At 73.8% G+C, this 16847-nt stretch carries 8 protein-coding genes; 6 read left to right on the top strand and 2 right to left on the bottom strand.

Annotated elements, in window-relative coordinates:
* The first annotated feature begins 7 nt into the window (after positions 1–7).
* The 3 genes from AC0VY3_RS16615 to AC0VY3_RS16605 are packed head-to-tail and all read left to right on the top strand — an operon-like array spanning position 8 to position 9071.
* Positions 8–7402 (top strand): amino acid adenylation domain-containing protein, encoded by a 7395-nt coding sequence (locus AC0VY3_RS16615; RefSeq protein WP_475549900.1) that lies wholly within the window; start codon positions 8–10, stop codon positions 7400–7402.
* Between the two features lie 5 nt (positions 7403–7407).
* The gene (locus tag AC0VY3_RS16610) at positions 7408–7611 is read left to right on the top strand and encodes an MbtH family protein (protein ID WP_103512362.1); all 204 of its coding nucleotides are present in this window, start codon (positions 7408–7410) and stop codon (positions 7609–7611) included.
* A complete protein-coding gene (locus tag AC0VY3_RS16605) occupies positions 7608–9071 on the top strand; it encodes a DHA2 family efflux MFS transporter permease subunit (RefSeq protein WP_475549899.1) in 1464 nt (487 codons plus the stop codon). The genes AC0VY3_RS16610 and AC0VY3_RS16605 overlap by 4 nt, the downstream gene beginning before the upstream one ends.
* Positions 9072–9163: 92 nt before the next feature.
* On the opposite strand, the gene fes is transcribed toward AC0VY3_RS16605, so the two are convergent.
* Positions 9164–10447 carry an enterochelin esterase gene (gene fes / locus AC0VY3_RS16600; RefSeq protein ID WP_475549898.1) on the bottom strand — a complete coding sequence of 428 codons (1284 nt, stop codon included), beginning with the start codon at positions 10445–10447 and terminating at the stop codon, positions 9164–9166.
* 71 nt (positions 10448–10518) lie between these two features.
* The gene (gene fhuB, locus AC0VY3_RS16595) at positions 10519–12909 is read right to left on the bottom strand and encodes a Fe(3+)-hydroxamate ABC transporter permease FhuB (RefSeq protein ID WP_475549897.1); all 2391 of its coding nucleotides are present in this window, start codon (positions 12907–12909) and stop codon (positions 10519–10521) included.
* Positions 12910–13008: 99 nt separating this feature from the next.
* On the opposite strand from fhuB, the gene AC0VY3_RS16590 reads away from it, so the two are divergent.
* The 3 genes from AC0VY3_RS16590 (at position 13009) to AC0VY3_RS16580 (ending at position 16798) form a co-directional block, all read left to right on the top strand.
* Entirely contained in the window at positions 13009–13839 is an 831-nt protein-coding gene (locus AC0VY3_RS16590; RefSeq protein WP_475549896.1) for a 2,3-dihydro-2,3-dihydroxybenzoate dehydrogenase, read from the top strand.
* Positions 13840–13946: 107 nt separating this feature from the next.
* Positions 13947–15152: an isochorismate synthase DhbC gene (dhbC, locus tag AC0VY3_RS16585; RefSeq protein WP_475549895.1), complete on the top strand. Its 1206-nt coding sequence runs from the start codon at positions 13947–13949 to the stop codon at positions 15150–15152.
* Positions 15149–16798 carry a (2,3-dihydroxybenzoyl)adenylate synthase gene (locus tag AC0VY3_RS16580; protein WP_103512367.1) on the top strand — a complete coding sequence of 550 codons (1650 nt, stop codon included), beginning with the start codon at positions 15149–15151 and terminating at the stop codon, positions 16796–16798. The genes dhbC and AC0VY3_RS16580 overlap by 4 nt, the downstream gene beginning before the upstream one ends.
* Positions 16799–16847: the final 49 nt, after the last annotated feature.

Below are 16847 nucleotides of genomic sequence, written 5' to 3'. Positions count from 1 at the left end.
CACACCCATGCATGAGCGTCCGAACCGCCCGACCAGCTCTTCGGCAGCACACTCCGGCAGCGCACCGTCCCCCGGACTCCCGCTCCTGACCGCCCAGTCGGGCATCTACTACGCGCACCAGCTGGCTCCTCTCGGCACCGAGCTGAACACGGCGGACTGTGTGGAGGTCGACGGGCCGCTGGACGCGGATCTGTTCGTGGCGGCGCTGAGACGGACGGTGGGCGAGGCGGAGACCCTCGCCCTGCGGGTGTCGGAGGCGGACGGTGTGCCGGTGCAGCGGGTCGTGCCCGCCGTCGAACCCGTGGTGCACCGGCTGGAGCTGACGGAGGACCGGGCCGAGGCGTGGATGCGGGAGGACCTGGCCCGGCCGGTGGATCTCGCCGCCGACGGCTCGCTGATGACGCAGGCGCTGATCCGGGTCGGCGAGAACCGCCACCGGTGGTATCGCCGTGTGCACCACATAGCCGTCGATGCCTACGCCCTGTCCCTCATCGGTGAGCGGGTCGCCGAGGTCTACCGTGCGCTGGTCGCCGGACAGCCGCTGCCCGAGAGCCGGTTCGCCCCGCTGAGCAAGCTGACCGGCGAGGAGACCGCGTATCTGACGGGTGAGGAGTACGCGGCGGACCGCGCTTTCTGGTCCGCGCGCATGGCGGGCTCCTTCGTCACCGCGCCCCACCGCGCGCCCGGCCTCGCGGAGACGCGCGGCGGCGGCCTCCTCCACCGGGCCACCGACCTGCCCGCCGCCGCCCTGGAGCGGCTGTCCGGGGCGGCGCGTGCGGCGAAGGCGACCTGGGCCGAGCTGGTGATGGCCGCGACCGCCGGTCATCTGCACCGGCTCACCGGCTCCGAGGACATCGTGCTGGGCCTGCCGCTGACCAACCGGCGGGGGACCGCGGCCCTGCGGACCCCCGCCATGACCGTGAACGTGCTGCCGCTGCGGATCGCCGTACGCCCGGCGGACACCGGGGCCGAACTGCTGCGCCGGGTGGTGCTGGAGATCCGTGCGGTCCGCCGCCACCAGCGCTATCCGCAGGCCGATCTGCGCCGCGATCTGGCCCTGGAGTCGGCCGACACCCCGCTGACCGGTCCGATGGTCAACGTCAAGCCGTTCGACGACGCCCTGGACTTCGCCGGGGTCACCGGCACCGTGCGCAATCTCGCGGCCGGCCCCGTGGAAGGGCTCGCGGTCGGCGCGGCGCCCGGTCCGGACGGAGGCCTGCGGCTCACCCTGGACGCCAACCCCGCCGCGTACGGAGCGACGGACCTCGCCGCCCACGAGAACACCTGGCTGCGCTATCTGGACGGCCTGACCGAGTTGTTGCTGACCGACCCGGAGCGGCCGATCGGCACCCTGGACCTGCTCACCGGCGACCAGCTGCGCGAGGCCACCTCCGGCCGCGCCGAGCCCGCCGCCGCACTCCCCCTCCCCCGGTCGTTCACCGCGCAGGCGGCCCGGACCCCCGAGGCCGTCGCCGTGCGCTCCACGGTGGCGGGCACATTCCGCGGGACGGCAGGGACGGCAGGGACGGCAGGGACGGCGACGTACCCGAGCGCGGGCACGCCGGAAGCCGCCGCGTCCGGGGCCCGGCTCACCTTCGCCGAACTGGACGCCGCCTCCGACCGTCTGGCCCACCTGCTGACCGGCCTCGGCGCGGACAGCGCGGACCACGCGGCCGGTGCGGGCGGCACGGTGGCGCTGGCGCTGCCCCGGACCGCCGACATGATCGTCGCCCTGCTGGCCGTGCTCAAGGCGGGCCGGGTCTGCCAGCCGCTGGACCTCGGCCACCCAGCCGCCCGGACCCTGGCCGTCCTGGAGGACGCGCGGCCGCTCTGTGTCATCGGCACGGCCGCGACGCTCGCCGCGCTGCCCGAGCACGGGCTGCCGACCGTCGCGCTCGACGCCCCGGCCACGGCCGACGCCCTCGCCGCCTGCCCCGACGGGCCGCTGCCCACCGGGCCCGCGCTCGCGGACCCCGCCTATCTCATCCACACCTCCGGTTCCACGGGCCGCCCCAAGGGCGTCCTCGTCAGCCACGCCTCGCTCGCCAACCTCTGTGCCGGGCACGGCACGGACCACATCGCCCCGGCCGTCGCCCGGACCGGCCGGGAACGCCTGCGGGTCGCGCACAGCGCCTCGTTCGCCTTCGACGCGTCCTGGGACCCGCTGCTGTGGATGGTCCACGGACACGAGCTGCATCTGCTGGACGACACCGCCTACCGGGACCCCGCGGCGCTCACCGCGTACGTCGGCACGCATCTGGTCGACTATCTCGATGTCACCCCCTCCTACGCCGAAGCGCTCATCGTCGAAGGCCTGCTGGACGAGGGCCGGCACCACCCGGCCCATCTGGTGGTCGGCGGGGAGAGCGTGCCGCCGGCCCTGTGGGAACGGCTTACCGAGGCCGGGGCCGTGCACCCGGTCAACCTCTACGGGCCGACCGAGACGACGGTCGACGCCTACTACTGGGTGCCCGGCAGCTCCGCCGCCCGTCCCGACGGCCGCCCCGTGCGCGGCTCCCGGGTCTATGTCCTGGACTCCTCCCTGCGTCCGGTGCCCGCCGGTGTGACGGGTGAGCTGTATGTCGCCGGGGCCTGCCTGGCCCTCGGCTATCTGGGCCGCCCCGACCTGACCGCCGAGCGGTTCGTCGCGGACCCGTTCGGCGCGTCGAACGGCGACGCCGGGGGCCGGATGTACCGCACCGGGGACCTGGTGCGCCGCCGCGAGGACCACACCCTGGAGTTCCTCGGGCGCAGCGACGACCAGGTGAAGATCCGCGGCTTCCGGATCGAACTGGGCGAGATCCAGGCCCGGCTGGCCACCCATCCGCAGGTCGCGGCGGCCGCGGTCATCGCCCGGGACACCGGACACGGCAAGCGGCTGCTGGCCTACGCTGTCCCGGTGCGGACTGCGGGCGACGCCCCGGCCGCCGACACCGCGCCGCCCACCCCCGCCGAGCTCCGCGACCATCTGGCCGGGGCCCTGCCCGAGCACATGGTGCCCGCGACCGTGACGCTCCTGGACGCGCTGCCCCGTACGGCCAACGACAAGCTCGACCACCGGGCCCTGCCCGACCCCGAACCGCTCCCGCCCGCCCCGGGCGGCCCGGACAGCACCGTCGGCGGGCCGCACACCGAGATCGTGCGCGGGCTCTTCGCCGACGTGCTCGGTATCGCCGAACCCCCGGCCGCCGACGCGGGCTTCCTCGACCTGGGCGGGCACTCGCTGCTGGCCGCCCGGCTGGCCGCCCGGATCCGGGAGCACTTCGGCGTGCCGATGAGCATCGCCGACGTCTTCCGCCACCCCACGTCCGGCGCCCTGGCCGCGCTGGTCCGCACCCGTGGTGGCGCGACCACCGCGTCCGTCCCGCTCTCCCCCGTACCGCGCACCGGTCCCCTCCCCCTTTCACCGGCCCAGCAGCGGCTGTGGTTCCTCCACCGTCTCGAGGGCCCCAGCCCCACCTACAACATCCCGCTCGTCCTGAGCGTCAACGGCCCGCTCGACCGCGACGCACTCCAGCTCGCCCTGCACGACCTGGCGGAGCGTCACGAGACACTACGAACGGTATATCCGCCCACTGACAACGCCTCCGAAGGCGCGGTCGGCGCCGGTGCTCCGGACGACACCCCCCATCAGCGGATCCTCGCCCCCGACGACCCGGCGGGCCGCCCGGTGCTGCGGATCGCGGAGCCGGGCAGCGATCTCACCGAGGCGGTGCGTCACTGCTTCGACCTCGCCGCCGAACCCCCTCTGCGCACGGTCCTGTTCAGCGATTCGCCCGACCACCACACCCTGCTCCTCCTGCTGCACCACATAGCGGGCGACGGGGCCTCCACCACTCCCCTGGCCCAGGATCTGGCCATCGCCTACACCGCCCGCGCCGAGGGCCGCGTACCGGAGTTCGCGCCGCTGAGCGGCCAGTACGTGGACCACGCGGCCCGGCTCCAGCAGCTGCTGGGCACCCCGGCGGAGCCGACCGCGCTCGCCGAGGCCCAGCTCGCCCACTGGCGCGAGGCGCTCGCCGGGCTGCCCGACCAGCTGGAGCTGCCCACCGACCGGCCCCGGCCGCCGGTGGCCACGTCGGCGGGCGACACCGTGCCCTTCGCCGTGGACGCCACCGCGCACGAGGCGCTGCGCCGGCTCGCGCGGGCGCACGGGGCGACCGTGTTCATGACCGTGCAGGCCGGGCTCGCCGCGCTGCTGACCCGGCACGGCTGCGGCACCGACATCCCGCTCGGCACCCCCGTGGCGGGCCGCGACGACGACGCCACGGCCGGGCTCGTCGGCTTCTTCACCAACACCGTGGTCCTGCGCACCGACACCTCCGGCGACCCCGCCTTCGGCGAGCTGCTGGACCGGGTGCGGGCCACGACGCTGGCGGCGTACGAGCACGACGCGCTGCCCTTCGACCACCTGGTCGAGGCGCTGAACCCGGCGCGTTCGCTGGCCCGGCACCCGCTGTTCCAGACGATGCTGGCCTGGCAGTCGATCGCGGACGGGCCCGTCGCCCTCGGCCCGGACACCACCGCGCGGCTGACCGCCGTGCCGTCCGGCACCGCGAAGTTCGACCTGACCCTCAACGCGGGCGAGCTGCCCGACGGCGGGATCGGAGGCTTCCTGGAGTTCCGCACCGACCTCTTCGACCGGTCGACCGCCCAGGCCCTCGCGGACCGGCTGTCCCGGCTGCTCACCGCGGCGGCCGAGCACCCCGAAACACCGGTCGGTCTGCTTCCGGTGCTCGGCGACGACGAGGTCCACCGCGCCCTGGTCGAGGCCAACGGCGTCAACCACGACCGGCCGGTGCCGCTCACCCTCGCCGAGGTCTACGCGGTCGCGGCGCGCCGCCATCCGGAGCGGACGGCCGTGAGCTGCGAGGGCGTGTCACTGACGTACGCCGAACTGTCCTCCCGGGCCCAGTCGCTGGCCCGGCTGCTGGCGGCCCGGCAGATCGGTCCCGGCTCGATCGTCGCGCTCGCGCTGCCGCGCTCCCCCGACCTGGTGGCCGGGCTGCTCGCGGTGTCGCTGGCGGGCGCCGCGTATCTGCCGATGGACCCGGACTATCCGGCGGACCGGCTCGCGTACATGCTGGACGACGCCCGACCGGCCGCGCTGATCACCGACGCGGCGACGGCGGAGCGGCTGCCCGCGCACGAGCTGCCCCTGATCACCGTGGACGAGGCGGCCGGCTTCCCGGACGGGCCGCTCGGACAGGCGGACCGCACCCGGCCGCTGAGCCCGCAGGACCCGGCGTACGTCATCTACACCTCGGGTTCCACCGGCCGCCCGAAGGGGGTCGTGGTCACCCAGCACAATGTGACGCGGCTGCTGACGGCGACCGAGCACTGGTTCTCGTTCGGGCCGGACGACGTGTGGACGCTGTTCCACTCCTACGCGTTCGACTTCTCGGTGTGGGAGCTGTGGGGCGCGCTGCTGTACGGCGGCCGGGTCGTCGTCGTCCCGTACGCGACCAGCCGTGACCCGCACGCCTTCCTGCGGCTGCTGGCCGACGAGCGGGTGACCGTCCTCAACCAGACACCGTCCGCCTTCTATCAGCTGGCGGCCGCCGACCGGGAGGCGCCCGGGCACGAACTGGCGCTGCGGTACGTGGTGTTCGGCGGCGAGGCGCTGGAGCTGGGGCGGCTCGCGGACTGGTACACGCGCCACCCCGAGAACGCTCCGACGCTGGTCAACATGTACGGCATCACGGAGACCACGGTCCATGTCTCCTACCTGGCGCTGGACCGGGCGACGGCCGCCTCCGCGGTCTCCAGCACCATCGGGGTGAACATCCCGGACCTGCGGGTCTACGTCCTGGACGAGCGGCTGCAGCCGGTGCCGCCCGGGGTGACCGGTGAGATGTACGTGGCCGGTGAGGGGGTGGCGCTCGGTTATCTGGGCCGCCCGGACCTGACCGCGGGGCGCTTCGTCGCCGATCCGTTCGCGCATCTCTTCGGGGAGAGCGGGCGGCGGATGTACCGTTCGGGCGACCTGGCCCGGCGGCGCGCGGACGGCACGCTGGAGTATTTCGGCCGAGGTGACCAGCAGGTCAAGATCCGTGGGTTCCGGATCGAACTCGGCGAGATCGAGGCGGTTTTGGCCGACCACCCGGAGGTCTCCGATGTGGCGGTCGTGGTCCGCGAGGACACCCCCGGTGACAAGCGGCTGGTCGGCTACGTCGTTCCCGCGCCCGGCACGGAGCCGGTCCCGGCGGCGCTGCGCGAGCATGGAGCCGCCACGCTGCCGGTGCACATGGTGCCCTCGGCCGTGGTGGTGCTGGAGCGGCTGCCGCTGACCGGCAACGGCAAGCTGGACCGCAAGGCGCTGCCCGCGCCGGGCGCTCCGGTGATGGCCGGTGGGCGCGCACCGCGCACGGTCCGTGAGGAGCAGCTCTGCTCGGTCTTCGCGGAGGTGCTGGGCCTGCCGTCGGTCGGGGTGGAGGACAACTTCTTCGACCTGGGCGGCCATTCGCTCCTCGCGGTGCGCCTCGCCGGGCGGATCAGGTCGGCGTTCGGCATCGAGGTGTCGATCGGCACGGTCTTCCAGGCCCCGACGCCCGCCGCACTGGACACGGCGCTGGACGTCTCGCGCGAGGAGGACCCGCTGGATGTGCTGCTGCCGCTGCGGCCCGCCCGCCCCGGCGACCGCGCCCCGGTCCACTGTGTGCACCCGGCGGGCGGTCTCAGCTGGTGCTACGCCGGCCTGATCCGCCGTCTGCCGGCCGATGTGCCGATCTACGGGCTCCAGGCCCAGGGCGTCGGCGAGGCCACCGCCGAGGAGCCGCTGCCCACCACGCTGGAGGAACTGGCCGCGCACTACGCGTCCCGGATCCGCGAGGTCCAGCCCCAGGGCCCCTACCGGCTGCTCGGCTGGTCGACCGGCGGCATCATCGCGCACGCCATCGCGGCGGTGCTGCAAGAGGCTGGCCAGGAGGTGGAGTTGCTGGCGATCCTGGACGCGTACCCCGCCGAAGGCTTCCGCGATCTGCCGGTGCCCGACCGGGCGGAGGCGCTCGAATCGCTGCTCACCATGGGCGGTTACGGCCCCGAAAGCCTCGGGGACAGGGAGCTGAACACGGCGAACGTGGTCGAGGTGCTGCGCCGTGAGGGCTCCCCGCTGGCCACGCTCTCCGCCGCGAAGATCGAGGCGCTCGGCGAGGTGTACCTCAACACCAACGACCTCGTACGCGCCTACGGCCATCGGGTGTTCCGGGGCGATGTGCTGTTCTTCCGGGCCACGGTGGACACCATCGACGACACCCTGACGCCGGAGACCTGGACGCCGTACGTGAGCAGGCGCATCGACAACACGAACGTCGCCTGCTCCCACAAGGACATGACCCTGCCCGAGCCGATCGCGCACATCGCGCGCGTGGTCGCCGACCGACTGACCGAGCTGGAGAAGTGACACCGATGAGCGACGCATCCGCCAACCCCTTCGACGCGGACGGGGAGTTCCTCGTCCTGACCAACGCGGAGGGTCAGCACTCGCTGTGGCCGCTGTTCGCGGCGGTGCCGGAGGGCTGGTCGACGGCTCACGGTCCGTGCGCCCGGCAGGACGCGCTGGACTGGATCACCGCGCACTGGTCCGGTCCTCTCCCCGTCGCCGCCCGGTGAGCGGGCTGCTGATCCGGCCCCGGATACGTCCCCGGGTCGCGGTCGTCCTCGTCTACACGGCCGCGATGTGCATGAACGGCCTGGACTCGACGATCGTGAACCCGGCGCTCTACACGATCGCGGGCGACTTCGGGCGTCCGCTGTCGGCGGCGAACACCGTGGAGACGGCCTTCCTGGTCGCGCTCGCGGTGGGGCTGCCGGTGGCGGGGTGGCTGGGCGACCGGTTCGGGACGAAGCGGGTGTTCCTCGGCGCGCTGAGCGCGTTCACGATCGCCTCGGCGGTCTGCGGTCTGGCGCCGGATCTCCCTACGCTGGTCGTCGCGCGGGCCGTGCAGGGCCTGGCGGGCGGGTTGTTGACGCCGGTCGGGATGACGCTGCTGTTCCGGGCGTTCCCGCCGCACGAGCGGATGAAGCTGGCCAAGGTGCTGATCGTGCCGACGGCGCTGATGCCCGCGCTCGGTCCGCCGCTGGGCGGGCTGCTCACCGAACACCTCTCCTGGCACTGGCTGTTCTTCGTGAACGTGCCGATCGGCGCGGCGGCGGTGCTGCTGGGCGTGTTCGGTCTGCGCGAGCATGTCGAGGGCCCGGAGGGGCGGTTCGACACCGTGGGCTTCTGGCTGGCCACTCCGGCGCTGGGGCTGCTGACGTACGCGCTCGGCTTCGGCCCCTCGCAGGGCTGGACGCGGCCCGCCGTCGCCGTGAGCGCGGCGCTGGGATCCGTCCTGCTGGTGGCGGCCGTTCTGCACCAGGTGCGGGCGAAGACGCCGTTGCTGAAGCTGCGGCTGTTCGCCGACCGGGTGTACGGGTCGGCCTCGGCGCTGGCCGGGGTGACCGCGGCCGGGCTGATGGGTGTGCTGTTCGTCTTCCCGCTGCTCTACCAGGCGAGCCTGGGGGCTTCGGCGCTGGACGCCGGGCTGAGCGTGTTCCCGGAGGCGGTCGGGCTGATGCTGGCCTCGCAGGTGGTGGACCGGCTGCTGCCGCGGCTCGGCCCCCGGCTGCTGACCGTGCCGGCGCTGCTGGTCGCTGCGGCCGTCTTCGGGGCGCTCGCCGTGCCCGGGGTGGCGGAGAACGTGTGGAGCGTGCGCGGGCTGATGTTCCTGATCGGTCTGGTGCTGGGGACGGCGGTGCTGACGGTGCAGATCTCCGGGTTCGAGTCGATCGGGCCCGCCGACATGGGCCAGGCGATGGGCCTGTTCCAGATCGTCCGCACGCTGGGCGGCGCGTTGGGCATCGCGGCCTGCGCAGCGGTGATCGGCGGCGGCCATGTGACGGAGACCGCCGATCCGGGCCCGTACCGTACGGCGGTCTGGGTGACGGCGGCGCTCGTCGCGGCGGGCGCGCTGATCGCGCTGCGGTTGCCGCGCGAGGCCCCGCAGCCGCCGCCGTTCGACGACGCGGACGGTCCCGAGGCGCCCGGTGAGTGCCTGGCTACGGAGGAGACTCCGGCCGTCAAGGGCTGAGCGGGCACACGAGAAGGGGGGCGGGGCGGCATCGGAGAGGGGATGCCGCCCCGCCCCCTCCTGTGGTCGGGGTGCGGGGTTACGGAGGAGGCTCAGCCCTCGCCGAGCAGCGCCGCCAGGCCGTCCGCCAGGCCGCCGCGCCAGCAGGCGTAGTCGTGGCCGCCGTTGAACTCGCGGTAGCGCACGTCGTATCCGCGGGCGCGCAGGACATTGCGGAATCTGCGGTTCTCCTGGAGGAGCATCCACTCCTGGAGGCCGACCTCCAGGTGGAGGGTGACCGGCCTGCGTTGCGCCCAGGCGTACTGCCCGGTGAGCCATTCGCTGCCGCGCTCGTCGTCGGGCCACCAGAAGGAGCCGGACTGGGAGAGCGCGAGGCCGAACCGGTCGGGCCGCCGGAACGCGGCGAACGCGGCGGTGAGGCCGCCCGCGCTCTGCCCGGCGACGACGGTGCGTGCGGCGTCGGCCCCGGCCCCGTACTCCCGTCCGGCCCAGGGCAGCAGGGTGTCGGCGAGCCAGTCGACGAACGGGCCGCTGCACGCGAGGTCCTGCATGCGCCGGCCCATGGTGTCGACCAGGACCGCCACGGTGGGCGGCAGGTCCCCGTCGGCGTACAGGTTGTCGAGGATGTCTCCGACGCCGAGGACCGGCCCCCACATCTCGCCGTCGAGGAGCACGGCGAGCGCGTACGGGCCGCCGTCCGGGCGGTGGCCGGACGGCAGGTGGACCGTGATCCGGCGGCCGTCGACCTCGGCGTCGAGCGTCCGGCCCCGGGCCACGTCGTCGCGACGCCGGGTGCACGACTGCTCGGGGGCTTCGGGCAGTTCGAGTACGGAGGCGGGGTTGCGGCCGTCCCGGGAGGGCAGCGGCGCGCGGTCGTTGAGCGGGTCGGGTACGGCGTGGTCGAGGACCTGGAGCCAGGAGGCCCGGTCGGCGCGCAGGGCGTCCTCGCGGGTGCCTTCGGTGGCGTGGAACTGGTACGAGGCGCGGTGGTCGGCGCGCAGCCGGTGGCTGATCGCCCAGACGCCGGTGCCCTCGATCCGTTCCATCAGGTGCGGGGCGAGGTCGCCCGCGTGCCGGTCCTTGTCGGTGACCGTGTGGACGAGGGCCAAGACATGGGTGGCGGGGCGCTCGGGGTCCTCACGGCGGACGAAGGTGACGAGCCGGTGGTCCGGGTCGCCCTCGGGGTCGGGTTCGACGAGCGGGGTGCCGGAGGCGGCCGCCCGGAGCCAGAACTGCTCCTCGGCGCCGGGCTTGTCGTCACGGACGTCCGCGAGGAGCGTACGCAGCAGCGGGCTTCGTACGGCGGTCGCCTCGGTTCCGGTCGGTCCCTCGGACGCGGGAGTGGCCGGGGGGTTCCTGCGCGGCGGGTAGGTCATGGATGTCTCGCTCTTCTACGCGGGCGGCGGGCGGTTTCTCTGCGCGTGCGGTCGCTCTGCGCGGGCGGCTGCTACACGCGGGTGGCCGCGGAGCGGCCGAGCAGCACCCAGAGCAGGAAGGGGCCGCCGAGGACGGTGGTGACGATGCCGACGGGGAGTTCGACGCCGTCGAAGGCGATGCGGCCGAGGGTGTCGGCGGCGACGACGAGGACGGCTCCGGTGAGCATCGAGCCGACGAGCGGGACGCGCAGCGGTCCGGCGAGCCGGGAGGCGATGACCGGGGAGGCGAGCGCGACGAAGCCGACGGGGCCGCAGATGCCGACGGCGAGGCCCGCGAGGGCGACGGCGAGGACCAGCGAGAGGGTGCGGACCCGGCCGGGGGCGGAGCCGAGCGAGGAGGCGGTCGCGTCGTCGAAGCGCAGGACACCCAGATGGCGGGCGACGGCGAGGCTGACGGGGACGAGGACCGCGAGGCCGATGAGGACGGGGACGGCGACGGAGTAGCTGCGTCCGTTGAGGCTGCCGGAGGTCCAGACGTAGAGCGAGCCGGCGGAGGAGAGGGACCGGCGGGAGAGGACGACCTGGGTGATGGCGGAGGCCAGGGCGGACATGGCGAGGCCGACGACGAGGACGCGGTAGCCGCGTCGGCCGAGGCCGCCGGAGACGGTGGTGACGACGATGACGGCGACCAGGGCGCCGATCGGCCCGGCCCACCACGCGCCGAACGTTCCGGTGGCGCTGAGGGTGACGGAGAGCAGGACGGCGGCGGTGGCCCCGTCGTTGACGCCGAGGAGTTCGGGGGTGGCGAGGCGGTTGCGGGCCAGGGTCTGGGTGAGGCAGCCGGCCAGGCCGAGGGCCGCGCCGGCGGTGAGTCCGGCGACGATGCGGCCGAGGCGGAACTTCTGGACGAGCAGCACGTCGAAGCGGTCGCCCTGGCCGAGCACCGCGCGGAAGGTGCGGCCGACGCCCATGTCACTCTGGCCCGCGTACGCGGAGAGGACGACGGCGAGCAGAAGGGCCCCGGTGAGCGCGACGGCGGCGAGGGCGGCGCGCCGGGTGACGAGGAGCGAGAGCGGTCCGCGGCGCAGGACGAGGGTGTCGGCCGGGCGGACCCGCAGGGTCTTCGGGGTGCGGCGCGCGGGACGGGGCAGGGCGATCCGGAAGCGGCGGGGGCGGTCGGGGGCGCGTTCCTCGGTGGCGGGTTCCGTCATGCCCATCGAGGCCAGCTGCTTGGAGCGGACGATGGCGATGAGGACGGGGGCGCCGATGAGGGCGACGATGACGGAGACGGGCGCCTCGAAGGGCCGGGAGACCACCCGGGCGGCGATGTCGGAGACCGTCAGCACGCAGGCGCCGATGAGTCCGGCGAGCAGGATGCGGGCCGCGAGGCGGGTGCCTGCGAGAGCGCGGGCGAGGAAGCCGGCGAGCAGGCCGAGGAAGGAGATGGGCCCGGCGAGCGCGACGGCTGCGGCGGTCAGGAGGGTGACGCCGATGGCGACGACCGTACGGATGACGGGGGGCCGGTGGCCGAGGCTGCGGGCCAGGTCGTCGCCGAGCGCCAGGGCGGAGAGCGGGCGGGCGACGAGGAGGGCGACGAGGAAGCCGATGGCGAGAACGGGGGCGAGGCGGCCGAGTTCGCCGAAGCCCTCGACTCCGGCGAGGGAGCCGAGGACCCAGAAGCGGAATCTGTCGTAGGTCTCGGCGGAGTTGACGACGATGACGCTGGTGAGTCCGCCGAAGGTCGCGCCGAGCGCCGCGCCCGCGAGGACGAGGCGCATGGGAGAGCCGCCGCCGCGTCTGCCGGATATGAGGAGAACGAGGCCGCTGGCGACCACCGCGCCGACGAAGGCGCAGACGAGGTAGGCGTAACCGGAATCGAAGCCGAGCAGCGCGATGCCCGCGACGACGCCGAGCGAGGCGCCCGCGTTGACGCCGAGCAGTCCGGTCTCGGCCAGCGGGTTGCGGGTGACCGCCTGGAGCAGACAGCCGGCGACGCCGAGGGCGGCTCCGACGAGCAGGGCGGTGAGGGTGCGCGGCAGGCGCAGGTCGCCGACGACGAGGGAGAGCCGGGCGTTGTCGCGTGCGCCGTCGCGGCCGAGGAGGTAGTCCAGGACGCCGCCGGGGCCGACCTCGCCCGCGCCGATCGAGAGGGAGAGGGCCGTCAACAGCAGGACGGCGAGGGCCAGTCCGGCGACGGCGATCACGACGGTCCGCCGTCGCGGGTCGGCGGTGGAACGGGACGCGTCGGGTGCGTCCGGGGCGGCGCGCCCGCCGGGGGCCGACCGGGAGCCGGAGGGCTGTCCGGTTCCCGACGTTGTTCCCTTTTCGGTTCCCGGGAGTGTTTCCTCGCGCCCGGCGGGCGGGGCCTCCGTCCGGCGGTCGGCTTCGCCCCCGTCCAACTGAACGGTCGAGGAGTCATGTTCGGGAGCCGAGGCCGTGGTCCCCGTGCGCGGCGTTTGCATAAGGTGAGGCTAGCCTAAGTAGATATCGGCGGCTCGACCCCGTTCTGGGCGGTCGAGTGAATTTAGGTTACCCTTACCTAACAACGGAGGAGGTTGCTCATGCCTGAGCACATACCGGGCAGAAGCGGCGAGTTCACCGGCCGCACTGCTCTGGTCACCGGTGCCGCACAGGGCATCGGGGCGGCAGTCGCCGACCTGCTCGCCACCCTCGGCGCCCGTGTGGCCGCCACCGATCGCGCCCTGCCCGGCATCGAGGCGCTGGCCGCCGAGTGGACCCGGACGCAGGAGAAACTGCCCGGTGGCGAGCGTTCGGCAGGCAGCCTGGACCCGTATGTGATGGACGTCACCGACCGCGGCTCGGTGGAGAGCACCGTGGCCCGCGTGGAGCGCCAACTGGGCCCGGTCGACGTCCTGGTGAATGTCGCGGGCATTCTGCGCACCGGACCGGCGGCCGCGCTCTCCGCGCAGGACTGGGCGGACACCTTCGCGGTGAACGCCACCGGCGTCTTCCATGTCTCCCAGGCGGTCGCCCCGCTCATGGCGGCCCGCGGATCCGGCGCGGTCGTCACCGTCGGGTCCAACGCCGCCGGAATCCCTCGCACCGGCATGGCCGCCTACGCCGCCTCCAAGGCGGCCGCCGCCATGTTCACCAAGTGCCTGGGCCTCGAACTGGCCGGCAGCGGCGTCCGCTGCAACGTCGTCGCGCCCGGCTCCACCGACACGCCGATGCAACGCGCACTGTGGACCGATCCGGGCGCCGAACAGCGCGTCATCGACGGCGACCCCTCGACGTACCGGACCGGTATTCCGCTGGGCCGGATCGCCGACCCCGGGGACATCGCGGAGACGGTGGCGTTCCTCGCCTCGGACCGCGCCCGCCACATCACCATGCAGGAGCTGTACGTCGACGGCGGCGCGACCCTGCGCTGACCGCTCGCCCGCCTCCTCCCCTTCTTCTCCCGCCTTCCTTCGCCTTCCTTCACCCTCCCATCCAGCCCCCCGCACCCGCTGACGGGACCATCGAGAATGGAGTCCCCGTGTCGACGGCATCCCAGGTCGCCACGCACACCGCCCCGGCCGATCCGGCCCACCCTGCCGTAGGAGCGGCCACGTCACTGCTGGACGCCTACACACCGGGCGACCACTTTCTCGCCACCCCCGGACGCACACTGCTCGCACGGGGGCCGGGGCGTCATGTCCCGCACGACGAGAGACCGTTGACCGAGCGGGTGGACGCCACGCTCGCCACGGCGGTCGCCGCCGGGCAGGAATCGCCGGTGGTCGTCGGCGCCATCCCCTTCGACCACACCGCCCCGGCCGTCCTCCGGGTCCCGGAGTCCGTGCGCACCGCACCGCCGCTCGCCTCCGACCCGCTCATCGCCCTGCCGGCGAGCGCGCCCACCGCCGGGGCCTGGGAGATCCGCCAGGTGCCCGAGCCGGAGATCTACGGCAAGGGCGTCGCCTCCGCCGTGGAGCGCATGTGGCGCGGCGAGTTCAGCAAGGTCGTCCTGGCCCGCACCCTCGAACTCACCTCCGGCGACCCGCTCGACCTGCCCGCGATGCTCCAGCGCCTCGCCCGCCGTGACCCCTCGGGCTACACCTTCGCGCTGCCGACCGGCCCCGACCGCACCCTGATCGGCGCCAGCCCCGAGCTCCTCGTCTCCCGCCACGGCGAGCAGGTCGTCGCCAACCCGCTCGCCGGGTCGACCCCGCGCAGCGCCGACCTCGCCGAGGACGTACGCCGGGCGGCGACGCTGCTGGAGTCCGTCAAGGACCTGCACGAGCACGCCGTCGTCGTGGACGCCGTCCACCAGGCGCTCGCGCCGCACTGCACGCGGATGACGGTCCCGTCCCGCCCGACGCTCATCCGCACCGCCACCATGTGGCACCTGTCCACCACGGTCACCGGCACCCTCACCTCTCCCGACGCCTCGGCGCTGGAGCTGGCCATGGCGCTGCACCCGACGCCCGCCGTGTGCGGGACGCCGACGCAGACGGCCCGTCAGGTCATCGCCGAGACCGAGCCGTTCGACCGCGGCTTCTTCACCGGCGTGGTCGGCTGGGGCAACGCCGAGGGCGACGGCGAATGGGTCGTCACGATCCGCTGCGCCGAGGCCGAGGAGCGCACGCTGCGCCTGTACGCCGGAGCGGGCGTCGTCGCCGCATCCGAGCCCGAGGCGGAGACCGCCGAGACCGCGGCCAAGTTCCGCACCTTCCTGAGCGCCGTGGGAGCCGAACTGTGAGTACGGACGCGGCGGCGCCCACCTGGCCCGCCGAATTCGCGGAGAAGTACCGGGCGGCCGGCTGGTGGCGCGGCGAGACCTTCGGGGAGATGCTGCGGCAGCGCGCCGAGGCCCATCCGGACCGGGTCGCGATCGTCGACCCGGTGGCGGGCAGCCGGTGGACGTACGCCGATCTCGACCGGCGCGCCGACCGGCTGGCGGCGGGCTTCCTCGCCCGCGGCATCGTCAAGGGCGACAAGGTGGTGGTGCAGCTCCCCAACATCGCCGAGTTCTTCGAGGTGATCTTCGCGCTGTTCCGGATCGGCGCGCTGCCCGTCTTCGCGCTGCCCGCGCACCGCGAGAGCGAGATCACCTACTTCTGCGAGTTCACCGAGGCGGTGGCGTACGTCATCGCGGCCGAGCACGGCGGCTACGACTACCGTGAGCTGGCGTCGAAGACCCACGCCAATGTGGGCACGCTGCGCCATGTGTTCGTGGCCCAGGGGGACCCCGGTGAGTTCGAGGCGCTGTCCGAGGTCGCCGAGGAGCCGGTCGGCTACGGCGGCCCGCGCCCGGACGACCTGGCCTTCCTCCAGCTCTCCGGCGGCAGCACCGGCATCCCGAAGCTGATCCCGCGCACCCACGACGACTACATCTACTCGCTGTGGGGCTCCAACGAGATCTGCGCGGTCGACGAGAGCAGCGTCTATCTGTGCGTCCTGCCCGCCGCCCACAACTTCCCGCTCTCCTCCCCCGGTTCGCTCGGCACGCTGTACGCAGGCGGCCGTGTGGTGCTGTGCCCCCAGCCCTCGCCGGAGGTGGCGTTCCCGCTGATCGAGCGCGAGGGCGTCACGATCACCGGGCTCGTGCCGCCGCTGGCCCTGCTGTGGACGGAGGCCGCGCCGGGCACCGCGCACGACCTCGGCAGCCTGGAGGTCCTGCTGGTGGGCGGCGCCAAGTTCAGCGAGGAGGCGGCCCGACGGGTGCGGCCCGCGCTCGGCTGCACGCTCCAGCAGGTGTTCGGCATGGCCGAGGGGCTGGTCAACTACACCCGTCTCGACGACCCGGTGGAGACGGTCGTCACCACGCAGGGCCGGCCCATCTCGCCCGACGACGAGATCCTGGTCGTCGACGACGAGGACCAGGAGGTGGCCCCGGGCGGGACGGGCCACCTGCTGACCCGGGGCCCGTACACCATCCGGGGCTACTGGAACGCCCCCGAGCACAACGCCCGCTCCTTCACCGAGGACGGCTTCTACCGCACCGGTGACATCGTGCGGGTCACCGAAACCGGGCACATCGTCGTCGAAGGGCGCGCCAAGGACCAGATCAACCGGGGCGGCGAGAAGATCGCCGCCGAGGAGGTCGAGAACCACATCCTCGCTCACCCGGCCGTGCACGACGCCAATGTGGTGGCCGAGCCCGACCCGTATCTGGGCGAACGCGTCTGCGCCTACGTGATCCTGCGCTCGGGCGCGGGCCCGCTCAAGGCGGTGGCCGTCAAGCGGTTCGTACGCGAGCGGGGCCTGGCCGCCTACAAGGTGCCGGACCGGGTCGAGTTCGTCGACGCGTTCCCGCAGACCGGCGTGGGCAAGGTCTCCAAGAAGGACCTGCGCAACGCCGCCGCCCGCACCACTCCTTCCTCCCCGTCCCCGTCGTCCCACTGAACGACTCCCCGTCCCCGTCCCACTGAACGACTCCCCGAACGGAACCTTC

It is taken from the genome of Streptomyces sp. iso_384 (assembly GCF_056172905.1).
Note: the sequence above shows the minus strand (reverse complement) of the source record. Positions and strands in the feature narration are given on the sequence as shown.